The 14,281-nt window shown below is 57.7% G+C and carries 15 protein-coding genes; 11 read left to right on the top strand and 4 right to left on the bottom strand.

Annotation, left to right across the window (positions count from 1 at the left end; all coding sequences use genetic code 11):
• The first annotated feature begins 13 nt into the window (after positions 1 to 13).
• Both uvrB and BLV81_RS14060 read left to right on the top strand, forming a co-directional pair.
• The gene (gene uvrB, locus BLV81_RS14065; RefSeq protein WP_092357280.1) at positions 14 to 2,095 is read left to right on the top strand and encodes an excinuclease ABC subunit UvrB; all 2,082 of its coding nucleotides are present in this window, start codon (positions 14 to 16) and stop codon (positions 2,093 to 2,095) included.
• A gap of 67 nt (positions 2,096 to 2,162) precedes the next feature.
• Positions 2,163 to 2,954, top strand: coding sequence for a uracil-DNA glycosylase family protein (locus BLV81_RS14060; protein ID WP_092357392.1), 792 nt, complete (start codon positions 2,163 to 2,165; stop codon positions 2,952 to 2,954).
• 23 nt (positions 2,955 to 2,977) lie between these two features.
• Here the strand turns inward: BLV81_RS14060 and BLV81_RS14055 are convergent, their stop codons facing one another.
• Positions 2,978 to 3,757, bottom strand: coding sequence for a TetR/AcrR family transcriptional regulator (locus tag BLV81_RS14055; RefSeq protein ID WP_092357278.1), 780 nt, complete (start codon positions 3,755 to 3,757; stop codon positions 2,978 to 2,980).
• 356 nt (positions 3,758 to 4,113) lie between these two features.
• Between BLV81_RS14055 and iscR the strand changes: the two genes are divergently transcribed.
• The 9 genes from iscR to iscX all read left to right on the top strand — a co-directional run bounded on the left by iscR (position 4,114) and on the right by iscX (position 10,473).
• Positions 4,114 to 4,608, top strand: a complete 495-nt coding sequence (gene iscR / locus BLV81_RS14050; RefSeq protein WP_092357276.1) for a Fe-S cluster assembly transcriptional regulator IscR — start codon at positions 4,114 to 4,116, stop codon at positions 4,606 to 4,608.
• Positions 4,609 to 4,625: 17 nt separating this feature from the next.
• On the top strand, positions 4,626 to 5,879 hold the full coding sequence (locus BLV81_RS14045; protein WP_092357274.1) for an IscS subfamily cysteine desulfurase: 1,254 nt from the start codon (positions 4,626 to 4,628) through the stop codon (positions 5,877 to 5,879).
• 69 nt (positions 5,880 to 5,948) lie between these two features.
• Positions 5,949 to 6,347: a Fe-S cluster assembly scaffold IscU gene (gene iscU / locus BLV81_RS14040; RefSeq protein ID WP_092357272.1), complete on the top strand. Its 399-nt coding sequence runs from the start codon at positions 5,949 to 5,951 to the stop codon at positions 6,345 to 6,347.
• A 33-nt stretch (positions 6,348 to 6,380) separates the two neighbouring features.
• Positions 6,381 to 6,704 (top strand): iron-sulfur cluster assembly protein IscA, encoded by a 324-nt coding sequence (iscA, locus tag BLV81_RS14035; protein ID WP_014007106.1) that lies wholly within the window; start codon positions 6,381 to 6,383, stop codon positions 6,702 to 6,704.
• A gap of 96 nt (positions 6,705 to 6,800) precedes the next feature.
• Positions 6,801 to 7,316, top strand: a complete 516-nt coding sequence (hscB, locus tag BLV81_RS14030) for a Fe-S protein assembly co-chaperone HscB (RefSeq protein ID WP_092357269.1) — start codon at positions 6,801 to 6,803, stop codon at positions 7,314 to 7,316.
• 29 nt (positions 7,317 to 7,345) lie between these two features.
• Positions 7,346 to 7,960 carry a LysE family translocator gene (locus BLV81_RS14025; protein ID WP_092357268.1) on the top strand — a complete coding sequence of 205 codons (615 nt, stop codon included), beginning with the start codon at positions 7,346 to 7,348 and terminating at the stop codon, positions 7,958 to 7,960.
• 27 nt (positions 7,961 to 7,987) lie between these two features.
• Positions 7,988 to 9,853, top strand: coding sequence for a Fe-S protein assembly chaperone HscA (gene hscA / locus BLV81_RS14020; protein ID WP_092357267.1), 1,866 nt, complete (start codon positions 7,988 to 7,990; stop codon positions 9,851 to 9,853).
• Between the two features lie 49 nt (positions 9,854 to 9,902).
• On the top strand, positions 9,903 to 10,241 hold the full coding sequence (gene fdx / locus BLV81_RS14015; RefSeq protein ID WP_092357266.1) for an ISC system 2Fe-2S type ferredoxin: 339 nt from the start codon (positions 9,903 to 9,905) through the stop codon (positions 10,239 to 10,241).
• A gap of 37 nt (positions 10,242 to 10,278) precedes the next feature.
• Positions 10,279 to 10,473, top strand: a complete 195-nt coding sequence (gene iscX, locus BLV81_RS14010; protein WP_092357264.1) for a Fe-S cluster assembly protein IscX — start codon at positions 10,279 to 10,281, stop codon at positions 10,471 to 10,473.
• Positions 10,474 to 10,563: 90 nt separating this feature from the next.
• Here iscX and BLV81_RS14005 read toward each other — a convergent pair whose 3' ends face one another.
• From BLV81_RS14005 to prfB, 3 genes are all read right to left on the bottom strand, one after another.
• The gene (locus tag BLV81_RS14005) at positions 10,564 to 11,265 is read right to left on the bottom strand and encodes an outer membrane lipoprotein (RefSeq protein WP_092357262.1); all 702 of its coding nucleotides are present in this window, start codon (positions 11,263 to 11,265) and stop codon (positions 10,564 to 10,566) included.
• A 264-nt stretch (positions 11,266 to 11,529) separates the two neighbouring features.
• Positions 11,530 to 13,056: a lysine--tRNA ligase gene (lysS, locus tag BLV81_RS14000; protein WP_092357260.1), complete on the bottom strand. Its 1,527-nt coding sequence runs from the start codon at positions 13,054 to 13,056 to the stop codon at positions 11,530 to 11,532.
• 101 nt (positions 13,057 to 13,157) lie between these two features.
• Positions 13,158 to 14,262 (bottom strand): peptide chain release factor 2 gene (gene prfB / locus BLV81_RS13995; protein ID WP_143036337.1). Its coding sequence is split into 2 segments (ribosomal slippage): positions 13,158 to 14,180 and positions 14,182 to 14,262, totalling 1,104 coding nucleotides; the frame shifts between segments, so codons are not numbered across the junction.
• Positions 14,263 to 14,281: the final 19 nt, after the last annotated feature.

Genomic DNA, 14,281 nt, shown 5'->3' with positions numbered 1-14,281 from the left:
AAGGTCGAGGCCCATGGCTGACATATCACAGGTTTCCAGTAGCGTTGACGAGTCTAAAATCGTCACTTTCCCCAATTCGCCGTACAAATTGTTCCAGCCGTTTCTGCCCGCAGGCGACCAGCCTGCGGCGATCGCCAAACTGGCAGAGGGGGTGGAAGACGGCTTGTTTTACCAGACCTTGCTGGGCGTTACGGGCTCCGGCAAGACGTATACGATGGCGAACGTGATCGCCCGCATGGGGCGGCCGGCCATCGTTTTTGCACCGAACAAGACGCTGGCGGCCCAGCTGTATAGCGAGTTTCGCGAGTTTTTTCCACATAACGCGGTGGAATATTTCGTTAGTTACTACGATTATTACCAGCCGGAAGCCTATGTGCCTCAGCGCGACTTGTTCATTGAGAAAGATTCGTCGATCAATGAGCATATAGAACAGATGCGCCTGTCATGCACCAAATCGCTGATGGAACGGCGCGATGTGGTGATTGTGGCAACGGTGTCGGCGATTTACGGTATCGGTAATCCTAACGAATACCACCAGATGATCCTGACCTTGCGCGCCAAGGACAAGGTCAGCCAGCGCGACCTGATTGCACGCTTGATCCAGATGCAATACAGCCGCAATGAAATCGATTTCGGCCGCGGCACTTTCCGCGTGCGCGGCGATACGGTCGATGTGTTTCCGGCCGAGCATGCCGAGCTGGCCTTGCGCATCGAGACCTTCGACGATGAAATCGAAAGCCTGCAGCTGTTCGATCCGCTGACCGGCCGTGTGCGGCAAAAGATTCCGCGCTTTACCGTATATCCCGGTTCGCATTATGTGACGCCGCGCGCTACGGTGCTGCGTGCTATCGACACCATCAAGGATGAATTGCGTGATCGGCTTGAATTTTTCCGCAAGGAAAATAAATTGATCGAGGAACAACGCATAGAGCAGCGCACCCGTTTCGATCTGGAAATGATGCAGGAAATCGGTTTCACCAAGGGCATCGAAAACTACTCGCGCCATTTGAGCGGCGCCTTGCCGGGCGAGCCGCCGCCGACCCTGGTCGATTACCTGCCGCAGGATGCATTGATGTTCCTGGATGAATCGCATGTGCTGATCGGCCAGCTTAACGGCATGTACAACGGCGACCGCGCGCGTAAAACCAATCTGGTGGATTACGGCTTCCGGCTGCCATCGGCGCTGGATAACCGGCCGCTGCGTTTCGATGAGTTCGAAGGCAAGATGCGGCAGACGATTTTCGTGTCGGCGACGCCGGCCGATTATGAAAACCAGCGTGCCGGCCAGGTGGTGGAGCAGGTGGTGCGGCCGACCGGCTTGATCGATCCTGCCATCGAGGTGCGGCCGGCCTTGAGCCAGGTCGATGACCTGATGACCGAGGCCAATGCCCGCATCAAGAAGAACGAGCGCGTGCTGGTGACTACGCTGACCAAGCGCATGGCGGAGCAACTGACTGAATTCCTCAGCGATAACGGCATCAAGGTGCGCTATCTGCACAGCGATATCGAGACTGTCGAGCGGGTTGAGATTATCCGGGATTTGCGTCTGGGAACCTTCGACGTGCTGGTCGGGATCAACCTGCTGCGCGAAGGCCTGGATATTCCTGAAGTGTCGCTGGTGGCGATCCTGGATGCCGACAAGGAAGGCTTCCTGCGTTCCGAGCGCAGCCTGATCCAGACCATAGGCCGCGCCGCGCGTAATCTGAACGGCACCGCGATCCTGTATGCGGACCGGATGACCGATTCCATGCGCCGTGCGATCGACGAAACCGAGCGCCGCCGCAACAAGCAGATTGCCTTCAATACGGCGAACGGCATTACGCCGGTCGGCATCAGCAAGCAGATCAAGGAATTGATCGACGGCGTCTACAGCCCGCAAGAAGCGCGCGAAGAATTGCATGCGGCGCAGGACCAGGCCAAGTACGAGGCGATGAGCGAAAAGCAGGTTAGCAAGGAAATCAAGCGCCTGGAGAAATTGATGATCGATCATGCCAAGAACCTGGAGTTCGAAAAAGCCGCGCAAGTGCGCGACCAGTTGCATGTGTTGAAGACGCAATTGTTCGGCGCGCCTGGGGCCGACAATATTGCGTTCTGAGTGCAGGGTTCTTGCAACCCTGTTCGTGCTGTTTGTTTTGACCGACCTGTTTTTTTTACCGAGAGCGATGACTGATTTTCTTCCCGTTTCAATTCGTGCTGCTTTAGATGGCGTGCATGCTTCCTGGCTGACTATTCTGGAACAGGGCTTGCGCGCCGTAGCGCAGGCTAATCCGGCCTATCTGCAGGATCTGGCCGCGGCCGACTATCTGCCTTCGGAAGGCCGCATGTTTGCCGCCTTCGCCCAGCCGCTGGCCGCGGTGCGCTATGTGCTGGTGGGCGAGGGGCCTTATCCGCGCGCCGCGAGCGCTACCGGCGTGTGTTTCATGGATGGCGCCGTCGGCTCCTTGTGGTCGGAGAAGGGCTTGTCGAAGCAGGTCAATCGCGCCACGTCCTTGCGTAATTTTATGAAGATGTTGCTGGTGGCGGATGGCCAGCTGGCGATTGAAAGCACCACCGGCGACGCCATGTCGGAAGTGGCGCAGCGGGCGCAAGCGGGCGGCTCGCCGGCGATCCAGTTGCTGGCCGATTTACAGGCCAATATGGTGGGGCAAGGGTTCTTGTTGTTAAACGCTACGCTGGTGTTTCGTCCGGATGTGGCGCCGGTGAAAGATGCCAAGGCCTGGCAGCCGTTCATGCAAACCGTGCTGCAAGGGCTGGCCGATGCGGCGGACAAGCGCGGCGAGGGTCTGCCGACGCTGGTGTTGTGGGGGAAAATTGCCGAGCAGTTGAATGCTTATCCGGTGACCGCACGCTTCCCGAAAGCGGTGGCCGAGCATCCTTACAATCTCAGTTTCATCGGTAACGCCGGCATGCAGGCCTTGTTCGGGCCGATGCAGTTATTGCGGCGCGCAGCATGATCGCAAGACGCTTGGTCCTGGATTCAGATCAGGCTCATTTGCCGTAAATCGATTTCGGCCTGGGACAACGGTTTGTCGGCTGCCGGCGCCGGACCGAGATCCAGTTCCGGCTCGGCGGCAGGCGCCGCAGCTTTTGGCGCTGGTGCGGGTTTGGCGCGTTTGCTGCCGGCAACGACGACGGCGGTTGGCGTGGCGCTAGCCAGCCAGCGTTTGAGCATGTCGTCAAACAACGCCAGCATCGCCTCCGGCAATTCCGGCGTGTAAGCTTGCCGGATCACGATGCCGTCCCACATGGCGGTCAGCAGCAACGCCGCCGCATGCGCATCCAGGGCCTGGTCGATCTGGCCGCGTTGCTGGGCGGTGCGCAGCATGTCCGCCAGGCCGTCCACCCACTCGGTCTCCGCTTTCTTGATCACCGCGCCGACGCGTTTGTTGCGCAAGCCTTCGGCGTAGATTTCCGTCATCAGACCAGCGTCGCTGATGGCCGCGTAACGCTGGGCGAAGGCGCGGGTGATGGCCGACAAGGCTTGCGGCAGGTCGTCGGTATCGTGAAATTCTGACAATAAAGTGCGTGCCTGACGCCGTTCGTCCTCTGCCATGGCGGCAATAATCGCATCCTTGCTGGTGAAATAGCGGTACACGGCACCTGGCCCCAAGCCTACTTCGCTGCAGATTTCCTGCATGGAAGTCTGGTGAAAACCGGTCTTGCGGAAGCACTTTCCTGCGGATTTCAGGATGTCGACGCGTTTCTGGTCAGCTCTCTGCGTCGGTGATTGCGGTGTCTTGGATTTGCGGATGGCCATACTGAGTGCTGCTCAAAAGAGGACTGTGCGGAGGGTCGACATTATAGGTTTAAGCGCAGCTCATATGCGTACCAACCTGGAATAAATTTTTTGCTGTTAACACTATTTTTGTACTGTTCTTGTTATAGGAGTCTGTGTATATAAGGCAATTTTCCTGAGCTGGCTCCGGTCCGGATAATGCCCTTATTTGTTGTGTTTGTATAAATGACAATTGCCGCCAAAGCCACGGCCGGCGCGGGAATCCGGGAATCGGGCAATACCTGACGGATTCACTCAAGTTTGGTATACTGGCGTTACACTACGTAGTCCCGAAAAAAAGGATGCGCGGATAGGATAGGTTTGAGAGCGGAGATTACATGCGTCTGACTACAAAAGGCCGGTTTGCGGTAACTGCGATGATCGATTTGGCATTGCGGCAGGGTAAAGGTCCGGTAACTTTGTCTGCAATCAGCGAGCGTCAAGAGATTTCCCTGTCATATCTGGAACAATTGTTCGGCAAATTGCGCCGTCACCAGATTGTTGAATCCGTGCGCGGGCCAGGCGGCGGCTACAACCTGGCGCGCAAGGCCGAAGACGTCACGGTGGCGGACATCATCATCGCGGTCGACGAACCGCTGGATGCGACCCAGTGCGGCGGCAAGGAAAACTGCCACAGCCCGGACCACGAGGGCGGCAGCCGTTGCATGACGCACGATCTGTGGTCGACCTTGAATGCCAAGATGGTCGAATACCTGGATTCGGTGTCGCTGAAGGATTTGGTAGACCAACAACATGCGCAGCAGCAAGCGCAGCAGAAGAAGACCCTGGAACAAAATGTGGTGGTGATGCATAGGTCCCACCTGGTTGCTTGATTGGAGCTAGAAAAAGTATGAACGCACCCTTGGAAAAAAGCCTGATAGACACATTGAAGGCGCCTCACTTCCCGATTTACATGGATTATTCGGCCACCACGCCTATCGATCCGCGTGTTGCCGACAAGATGATTCCCTACCTGCGCGAGCAGTTCGGCAATCCGGCTTCGCGCAGCCATATGTATGGCTGGTCTGCTGAAAAAGCCGTGGAAGATGCACGCGAGCAGGTCGCCAGGCTGGTCAACGCCGATTCACGCGAGATCATCTGGACTTCGGGCGCGACCGAAGGCAACAACCTGGCGATCAAGGGCGCAGCCAATTTCTACAAGACCAAGGGCAAGCACATCATCACGGTCAAGACCGAGCACAAAGCTGTGCTGGACGTGGTGCGCGAGTTGGAGCGGCAGGGCTTCGAAGCGACTTATCTGCAGCCGCAAGACAATGGCCTGATCACGCTGGAACAGCTGGAAGCGGCGATCCGCCCCGACACCATCCTGGTATCGGTGATGCTGGTCAACAATGAAATCGGCGTGATCCAGCCGATCCCGGAAATCGGCGAGCTGTGCCGCCAAAAGGGCATCATTTTCCATTGCGACGCGGCGCAAGCTACCGGCAAGGTGGAAATCGACCTGGAAAAATGGAAGGTCGACCTGATGACTTTCACGGCCCACAAGACGTATGGTCCGAAAGGCATCGGCGCTCTGTACGTGCGGCGCAAGCCGCGGGTCCGTCTGGAAGCCCAGATGCATGGCGGCGGTCATGAGCGCGGCCTGCGTTCCGGCACCTTGCCGACCCACCAGATCGTCGGCATGGGCGCAGCTTTCGAAATCGCGCGCGAAGAAATGGAAGCGGAAAACATCCGCATCAAGGCGCTGCGCGATCGTCTGGCGAACGGCCTGCAAAGCATGGAAGAAGTGTATATCAACGGTGACATGGCGCACCGCGTGCCGCATAACCTCAACGTCAGCTTCAACTACGTCGAAGGCGAATCGCTGATCATGGCGATCAAGGATATTGCGGTATCGTCCGGTTCGGCATGTACTTCGGCCAGCCTGGAGCCTTCGTATGTGTTGCGCGCGCTGGGCCGCAACGACGAGCTGGCGCATAGCTCGATCCGCTTCACCATCGGCCGCTTCACCACCGAAGAAGACATCGACTTCACGATCGGCCTGATCAAGAGCAAAGTGGCCAAACTGCGCGAGTTGTCGCCGCTGTGGGATATGTACAAGGATGGGATTGATATCAGCTCGATCCAATGGGCGGCACACTAACAGGATTTCGCTGCGGTTTGGTAAATCTGGTGACACTCACCGCCGCGGCATCAAACAAGGAGTAGCAAAATGTCTTATTCAGCAAAAGTTTTGGACCACTACGAAAATCCACGCAACGTCGGCGCTTTTGAAAAAGGCGACGAAACCGTGGGTACCGGTATGGTCGGCGCGCCTGCATGCGGCGACGTCATGAAGTTGCAGATCAAGGTCGGCGCCGACGGCATCATCCAGGACGCCAAGTTTAAGACCTACGGCTGCGGTTCGGCGATTGCCTCGTCGTCGCTGGTGACCGAATGGGTCAAGGGCAAGACGCTGGATCAGGCGATGTCGATCAAGAACACCCAGATCGCCGAAGAACTGGCGCTGCCGCCGGTCAAGATTCACTGCTCTATCCTGGCTGAAGATGCGATCAAGGCCGCGGTTGAGGATTACAAAGCCAAGCACGGCGAGCAGAAGCAGGCAGCTTAAAAAGCTAATCTAGCGGAAAGAGATCGACGGCATATGGCAATCACACTTACTGAAAAAGCGGCGAAGCATATCAACCGCTACATCGAGCGGCGCGGCAAGGGCATCGGCCTGCGCTTCGGCGTGCGCACGACGGGTTGCTCGGGGCTGGCTTACAAGCTGGAATACGTGGACGAGAAGACTGACGAAGATGCCGTGTTCGAATCGCACGGGATCCAGGTGTTTGTCGATCCCAAGAGCCTGCCTTATATCGATGGCACCGAGCTTGATTTTGCGCGCGAAGGTTTGAACGAGGGCTTCAAGTTCTACAACCCGAACGTCAAGGATGAGTGTGGTTGCGGCGAGAGTTTCCGGATCTGACGCTGGATTTCAGACGGTCCGGTTGACCCTGCATCACGTTGGATTGGATGGATGACCAAGCCTGTTGCACTCCAACAGGCTTTTGTTTTGAGAACTATGCAAAATCATTTCGAACTGTTCCATCTGCCGCAAAATTTCACGCTGGACCTTGCGGCGCTGGAGCGCGCCTATCACGAAGTGCAGAACCAGACGCATCCGGACCGTTTCGCCAGCGCCAGCAGCGCTGAAAAGCGTGTGGCGATGCAATGGACGACGCGCGCCAACGAAGCCTATCAGACGCTCAAGAGCCCGTTCAAGCGCGCCGCCTATCTGTGCGAACTGAATGGCGTTGAGTTGCAGGCCGAGTCGAATACGGCGATGCCGGCGGCGTTCCTGATGCAGCAGATGGAATGGCGCGAAACGCTGGACGATGCGCGCGCCGCGAAGAGCGTGCCGGCGCTGGAACAACTGGACAGCGAACTGCGCGCAGCCCGCAAGGCCGATCTGCAGCGCATCGGCGCTTTGCTGGATGCACGGGATTTCCAGCAGGCTGCGCAATATGTGCGTCAGCTGATGTTCCTGGACAAATTTGGGGAAGAGATCGGCAATGCGTTCGCCGTTCTTGAATCGTAAGATTGAAAAATTATTAACCGAGTACGAGCATGCCTGAAGTCTGGTTATTCTTGATTGCCGCAATGACGTTGACCCTGGCCCCGGGGCCGGACAATATCTACGTGCTGACGCGCGGGATAACGCAGGGCCGCAAAGCCGGCCTGGTTTCCGCGCTGGGTTTCAGCTCGGGCTTGATGTTCCATACCATGCTGGCCGTACTGGGTTTTGCCGCGCTGATCAAGGCTTCGCCGCTGGCTTACTCATTGCTGCGTTATGCCGGCGCCGGGTATCTGATCTACATCGGCGTGCGTACTTTGCGTTCTCACTCGGCGATCCATTTGCAAGGCAATGCCGAACCCATGCAGCTGTCGCGCATCTATTGGCAGAGCGTGATCGCCAACATGCTAAATCCGAAAGTGACCTTGTTCTTTATCGCATTCCTGCCGCAGTTCGTGAATGCAGGCGCCGGTCATATTCCGGCGCAGATGCTGCTGCTGGCGGTGGTATTCATCGCACAGGCACTGGCAATTTTCAGCCTGGTGGCCCTTTTTTCCGGCATGGTCGGAGCGTTCTTTCAACGCAAGAAATCGGCCGCCACCACCATGAACCGCTTGGCGGGCTGTGCATTTATCGGACTCGGTATTCGCATCGCTCTGCCACAATAAAGCAATAATCGAAAAGCAAGTCACCCTATGGCACTTTTACAAATCTCCGAACCAGGAATGTCCACCGCGCCGCATCAGCATCGGTTGGCGGTAGGGATCGACCTGGGCACCACCAATTCCCTGGTCGCGACGGTGCGCAACAGCATCCCCGAAGTGCTCAACGATGAAGCGGGGCGGCCTTTGTTGCCATCCATCGTGCGTTATCTGCCGAACGGCAATGCGCATATCGGCTACAAGGCGCAGGCTGCGCAGACCACCGATCCGAAGAACACCATCCTGTCGGTCAAGCGTTTCATGGGACGCGGCCTGAAAGATATCGCCTACGCAGAAAACCTGCCTTACGATTTCCTCGATGTGCCGGGCATGGTGCAATTGAAGACGGCCGCCGGGGTCAAGAGCCCGGTTGAAATTTCCGCTGAAATCCTGGCCACGCTGCGTCAGCAAGCGGAAGATGCGCTGGGTGACGATCTGGTCGGCGCGGTGATTACGGTGCCGGCTTATTTCGACGATGCGCAACGCCAGGCCACCAAGGATGCCGCCAAACTGGCCGGCCTCAATGTGCTGCGTTTGCTCAACGAGCCTACCGCTGCGGCGATAGCCTACGGCCTGGATAATGCCTCGGAAGGCGTGTACGTGGTGTATGACCTGGGCGGCGGTACTTTCGATATTTCAATCTTGAAACTGACCAAGGGCGTGTTCGAAGTGCTGGCAACCGGCGGCGATTCGGCACTGGGCGGCGATGATTTCGATCACCGGGTAATTTGCTGGATCAGCCAGGAAGCAGGGCTGGCGCCCTTGTCCGATGAAGATGCGCGGGTGCTGATGGTCAAGGCGCGCGAAGCCAAGGAACTGCTCTCCGCCAAAACCGAGGTCACCATCGACGCCGCCCTGGGTTCAGGCGAACAAGTGCATTTGCTGCTGACGTCGGCGATTTTTGACGAGATTACCCAGCATCTGGTCGCCAAGACCTTGACGCCGACGCGGAAGGCGCTGCGCGATGCTGAATTGAGCGTGGATGACGTGGATGGCGTGGTGCTGGTCGGCGGCGCTACCCGCATGCCAAGCATTCGCAAAGCGGTCGGCGCTTATTTCCAGACTACGCCGCTGGCGAATATCGATCCTGACAAAGTAGTGGCGCTGGGCGCTGCGATCCAGGCCAATCTGCTGGCCGGCAACCGCGCTGCCGGCGATGACTGGCTGCTGCTGGATGTGATCCCGTTGTCGCTAGGCATAGAAACCATGGGCGGCCTGGTGGAGAAGGTTATTCCACGCAATTCGACCATTCCTTGCGCGCGTGCGCAAGAGTTCACCACCTTCAAGGATGGCCAGACTGCGATGGCGATCCAGGTCTTGCAGGGCGAGCGCGAGCTGGTCAGCGATTGCCGTTCGCTGGCGAAGTTCGAGTTGCGCGGGATTCCGCCGATGGCGGCCGGCGCGGCAAGAATCCGCGTGACCTATCAGGTCGATGCAGATGGATTGCTGTCGGTCTCGGCGCGCGAATTGCGTTCCGGCGTGGAGGCGTCGATCAGCGTCAAGCCGTCTTACGGATTGGCGGACGACGACATCGCCAGGATGTTGCAGGAGTCGTTTGCTTCGGCCGATGTCGACATGCAAGCGCGTGCCTTGAGAGAAGAACAGGTGGAGGCGGAGCGTATCGTGCTGGCCACCGAATCGGCTTTGCAAGCCGACGCCGCCTTGCTGTCCGAGCAGGAGCGGGTCGACATAGCCGGCTTGATCGATGCCGTCCGCGTGCAGGCGCAGGGCACGGATCATGTAGTCATCAAGGCTGCAGTCGATGCGCTGGCGCATGGCACAGAAGAGTTCGCCGCACGCCGCATGGACCGCAGCGTGCATGATGCGCTGACCGGCAAGACACTGGACCAGGTGTCATAGAAAATTATATAAATTCATAAAGACTCAACCTATTCCCGAGGTAAACCAAGTGCCCCAAATCGTCGTATTGCCCCATCCTACTTTCTGCCCGGAGGGCGTCGTGATCGACGCCCCAAGCGGCCAATCCGTTTGCGATGCCTTGCTCACGCATCATATCGAGATCGAACACGCTTGCGAGAAATCCTGTGCCTGCACTACTTGCCATGTAGTGGTGCGCGAAGGCTACGCATCCCTGAACGAGCTGGACGATAAGGAAGAAGATTTGCTGGACATGGCCTGGGGCCTGGAAGCGACTTCGCGCCTGTCATGCCAGGCCATCGTCGGCAAGGAAGACCTGGTGGTCGAGATCCCGAAGTACACGATCAACCACGCCAGCGAGAATCACTAAGCGTCATTAGGCCCCACTAAACGAGAGGACCAGCACCATGAAATGGACCGATACATTGCGCGTTGCAGAAGCCTTGTACGACAAATTCCCGGATACCGATCCGGAGAAGATCCGCTTTACCGACCTGCACAAATGGGTGCTTGAACTGGACGGCTTCGAGGACGAGCCGAATCGCTCCGGCGAGAAGATCCTGGAAGCGATACAAGCAGCCTGGATAGAAGAAGCCCGTTAATAAAAAAAGTGCCGCCATAAAGAAAAACCCGCTGCCGCTACGATTGTAGCGACAGCGGGTTTTTCTTTTTCAGCTTCAGGCCGATGCGGTTTAACCGCGTCCTTCCAGGTGGCCGTTGACTACACGGACCGGATCGCCGACGCGCCATCCCTGGCTGGATTGCGGGAAGCTGCGGACCTTGCCGTCGTCCATCCGCACCATGACTTGATAGGTGGTGTTGGTGCGAGTGCGTTTTTCTACTTCATTGCCCGCAAAGCCGCCGCCAACAGCGCCGGCGACAGTCGCCAGGGTGTTGCCGTTGCCATGGCCGACCTGATGCCCCAGGACGCCGCCCAGCAGCGCGCCTGCCGCGATACCTACACCGCTAGTCGGTACTGCATGCTGGATTGCCTGGATCGACTCGACCCGGCCGCAACTGTGGCAGATGGCTGGTTGTTGGGGCGCTTGTTCTTGCTGGCGCGGAGCAGCGGCATACTCGGGACGCGGCGCTTGCCTTGGATCCTGTGCCTGCTGCAGTTGCTGCTGTGTTTGTTGCTGCTGCGGCTGTTGCTGATAATAGCCGTTCTGGTTGCCAGCCGGTGCGCCATTTGGCATCGCTTGGCCGTTCTGCTGCTGGTTGTTATAGTCTGCCGGCGCTGTCGACATAGCGGCGACTTGCGCCGGATTCGAACCTTGCGAGCTAGGGAACAGGCCGGTCATGGCGGCCACGCCTACCAGGCTGGCCAGCGTCACTGCCACGGCCGCGCCGGCGACCAGTGGATGAATGCGGCTACTTGGTTTCGGGTTGTCCATTATTACCTCCAGGGGAATTTTTGATTGTTGGATATTGTAATTATCAAAGGTTCAGGTGCCGAACGCTATGTAGATAATGTGTCAGATGTATCCTTATGTAACGAGTTCCCGTGCCAAGAAAAGAATTGGGGTCAGAGTCGAATTGTTTTTCATGATTGCCAACTTTTTTACTCCGTGGAACGTCAAATGGGGTCAGGGTGATTTACGACGATGAGACTGTCGTAAATTACCCTGACCCCATTTGGCTGCGTTGCTGCCGATTGATCAGTCTTCGCGGCGCAGATGCGGGAACAGGAGCACGTCGCGGATGTTCGGCGAGTCGGTAATCAGCATCATCAGGCGATCGATGCCAATGCCGCAACCGCCGGTTGGAGGCATGCCGTATTCCAGCGCGCGGATATAGTCGGCGTCGAAAAACATGGCTTCTTCGTCGCCGGCGTCTTTGGCTGCAACCTGCGCCTGGAAGCGGGCGGCCTGGTCTTCCGAGTCGTTCAACTCGGAGAAGCCGTTGGCGATTTCGCGGCCGGTGACGAACAGCTCGAAGCGTTCGGTGATGCCTGGCACGGTATCGGAGGCGCGCGCCAATGGCGATACTTCGACCGGATAATCGACGATGTAGGTCGGATCCCACAGTTGCGCTTCTGCGGTCTCTTCAAACAAGGCCAGCTGCAGCGCGCCGAGGCCGGCGTGGGCGTGCGGCTTGACGCCGAATTTTTTCAATTCGGCCTTGATGAACTCGGCATCCTGCAGTTGCTCGTCCTGGTATTGCGGCGCATATTTGTTGATGGCGCCGACAATCGTCAAACGCTGGAACGGCTTGCTCAGATCCAGTTCGCGGCCTTGATAAATCAGGGTGGCAGTGCCGTGGGCATCGATAGCTGCCTGGCGGATCACTTGCTCGGTGAAATTCATCAGCCATTGATAGTCGACGTATGCCGCATAGAATTCCATCATCGTGAATTCCGGATTGTGGCGCGGTGACACGCCTTCATTACGGAAATTGCGATTGACTTCAAACACGCGTTCGAAACCGCCCACCACCAGCCGCTTCAGATACAGTTCAGGCGCGATGCGCAGGAACATTTGCATGTCCAGCGCATTGTGGTGGGTGATGAACGGCTTGGCCGCGGCGCCGCCGGGGATGGCGTGCAGCATCGGCGTTTCGACTTCCATGAAGTCGTTCTTTTCCATGAAGCGGCGGATCGACGACATCGCAGCGGTACGCACTTTGAAGGTGCGGCGCGTATCTTCGTTCATGATCAGGTCGACGTAACGCTGGCGGTATTTGGTTTCCTGATCGGCCAGGCCGTGGAATTTATCCGGCAGCGGGCGCAGCGATTTGGTCAGCAGGCGCAGGGTAGTCACCTTGATCGACAGCTCGCCGGTCTTGGTCTTGAACAGCATGCCTTCGGCGCCGAGAATGTCGCCTAGGTCGTAATGCTTGAAACTATCGTAATTATCTTCGCCGATATTTTCTTTGGTGATGAATAGCTGGATGCGGCCGTCGGCATTACTGCCTGAGGCGTCCTGCAAGGTGGCGAAGGAAGCCTTGCCCATCACCCGTTTCAACATCATGCGGCCGGCAACCACAACCTTGACCGCCGCAGCGTCCAGCGCGTCGTTTTCCTGTTCGGCATATTCGGCCTGGATGCTGGCGGCCTTGTGCATCGGCCGGAAGTCGTTAGGGAAAGCCACGCCTTGCGTGCGCAGGGCGCCGAGCTTGTTGCGGCGTTCAGCGATGATTTTATTTTCGTCTTGCGGGACAGGTTGCTGCTGATTGTCTGTCGTCATGTCAGTGTCTTTTAAAGTGATGCGGTGAAACGTCTGTGGTGCGGCGAGGAAGGCATTGCCACGGACCTGGTCCGTGGCATGGCTTGCAACTGCTTTGCAACTTACACGCCTTGCTTGAGCGAGGCAGCGATGAAGTCGTCAAGATCGCCGTCGAGGATGGCCTTGGTATTGCCGCTCTCAAAGTTGGTGCGCAAATCCTTGATGCGCGATTGATCCAGCACGTAAGAGCGGATCTGGTGGCCCCAGCCGACATCGGTCTTGGAGTCTTCCAGCTTTTGCTGCTCGCTCATGCGCTTGCGCAATTCCAGTTCGTACAGCTTGGCTTTCAGCATGTCCCACGCTTCGGCGCGGTTGCGGTGCTGGCTGCGGTCGTTCTGGCATTGCACGACAATGCCGGACGGCATATGCGTCAGGCGCACTGCGGAGTCGGTCTTGTTGATGTGCTGGCCGCCGGCGCCGGATGCGCGGTAAGTATCGACGCGGACATCGGCCGGGTTGACGTCGATATCGATCGAATCATCCACTTCCGGGTACACGAACAGGCTGGAAAACGAGGTGTGGCGGCCGTTGGCGGAGTCGAAAGGCGATTTGCGCACCAGCCGATGCACGCCGGTTTCGGTGCGCAGGAAGCCGTACGCGTAATCGCCCTCGACCTTGAGCGTGGCGGTCTTGATGCCGGCCACTTCACCGTCGGACTGCTCCAGGATGTCGACCTTGAAACCCTTGCGTTCGCAATAGCGCAAATACTGGCGCAGCAGCATCGATGCCCAATCCTGCGCTTCGGTACCGCCGGCGCCTGCCTGGATATCGATGAAGCAGTTGTTGGGATCCATCGGATTGCTGAACATGCGGCGGAATTCCATGCCTTCGACCAGCTTGCGCAGGCCATCGGTATCGGCTTCGACTGCCTCTATGGTTTCTTCGTCCTGCTCTTCGCGGGCCATCTGGAACAGGTCGCTGGTGTCGCGCAGATCGGCTTCGATCTTGGTCAGCGTCAGGACGATGGCTTCCAGGGATTTCTTTTCCTTGCCCAGGTCTTGGGCGCGTTTCTGGTCGTTCCAGACTTCCGGATCTTCCAGTTCGCCATTGACCTGGTCGAGTTTCTCTAACTTCGTATCGAAGTCAAAGATACCTCCGAAGTTCGGCTTCGCGGCTGGTCAGGTCCGCAAGCAGGTTTTGTAGGGAATTTAAGCGTTCGGCTTCCATTTTCGGCTCTTTTGCAATC

It is taken from the genome of Collimonas sp. OK242 (assembly GCF_900107095.1).
GTDB lineage: Bacteria > Pseudomonadota > Gammaproteobacteria > Burkholderiales > Burkholderiaceae_D > Collimonas.
Note: the sequence above shows the minus strand (reverse complement) of the source record. Positions and strands in the feature narration are given on the sequence as shown.

Bases quoted from the DNA above. Each gene is read 5' to 3' on its own strand.
- iscU (WP_092357272.1), top strand. From the start codon at position 5,949: ATGTCTTATTCAGCAAAAGTTTTGGACCACTACGAAAATCCACGCAAC.
- uvrB (WP_092357280.1), top strand. From the start codon at position 14: ATGGCTGACATATCACAGGTTTCCAGTAGCGTTGACGAGTCTAAAATC.
- hscB (WP_092357269.1), top strand. From the start codon at position 6,801: ATGCAAAATCATTTCGAACTGTTCCATCTGCCGCAAAATTTCACGCTG.
- BLV81_RS14005 (WP_092357262.1), bottom strand. From the start codon at position 11,265: ATGGACAACCCGAAACCAAGTAGCCGCATTCATCCACTGGTCGCCGGC.
- iscR (WP_092357276.1), top strand. From the start codon at position 4,114: ATGCGTCTGACTACAAAAGGCCGGTTTGCGGTAACTGCGATGATCGAT.
- BLV81_RS14055 (WP_092357278.1), bottom strand. From the start codon at position 3,757: ATGGCCATCCGCAAATCCAAGACACCGCAATCACCGACGCAGAGAGCT.
- lysS (WP_092357260.1), bottom strand. From the start codon at position 13,056: ATGACGACAGACAATCAGCAGCAACCTGTCCCGCAAGACGAAAATAAA.
- BLV81_RS14025 (WP_092357268.1), top strand. From the start codon at position 7,346: ATGCCTGAAGTCTGGTTATTCTTGATTGCCGCAATGACGTTGACCCTG.
- BLV81_RS14045 (WP_092357274.1), top strand. From the start codon at position 4,626: ATGAACGCACCCTTGGAAAAAAGCCTGATAGACACATTGAAGGCGCCT.
- iscA (WP_014007106.1), top strand. From the start codon at position 6,381: ATGGCAATCACACTTACTGAAAAAGCGGCGAAGCATATCAACCGCTAC.
- iscX (WP_092357264.1), top strand. From the start codon at position 10,279: ATGAAATGGACCGATACATTGCGCGTTGCAGAAGCCTTGTACGACAAA.
- hscA (WP_092357267.1), top strand. From the start codon at position 7,988: ATGGCACTTTTACAAATCTCCGAACCAGGAATGTCCACCGCGCCGCAT.
- BLV81_RS14060 (WP_092357392.1), top strand. From the start codon at position 2,163: ATGACTGATTTTCTTCCCGTTTCAATTCGTGCTGCTTTAGATGGCGTG.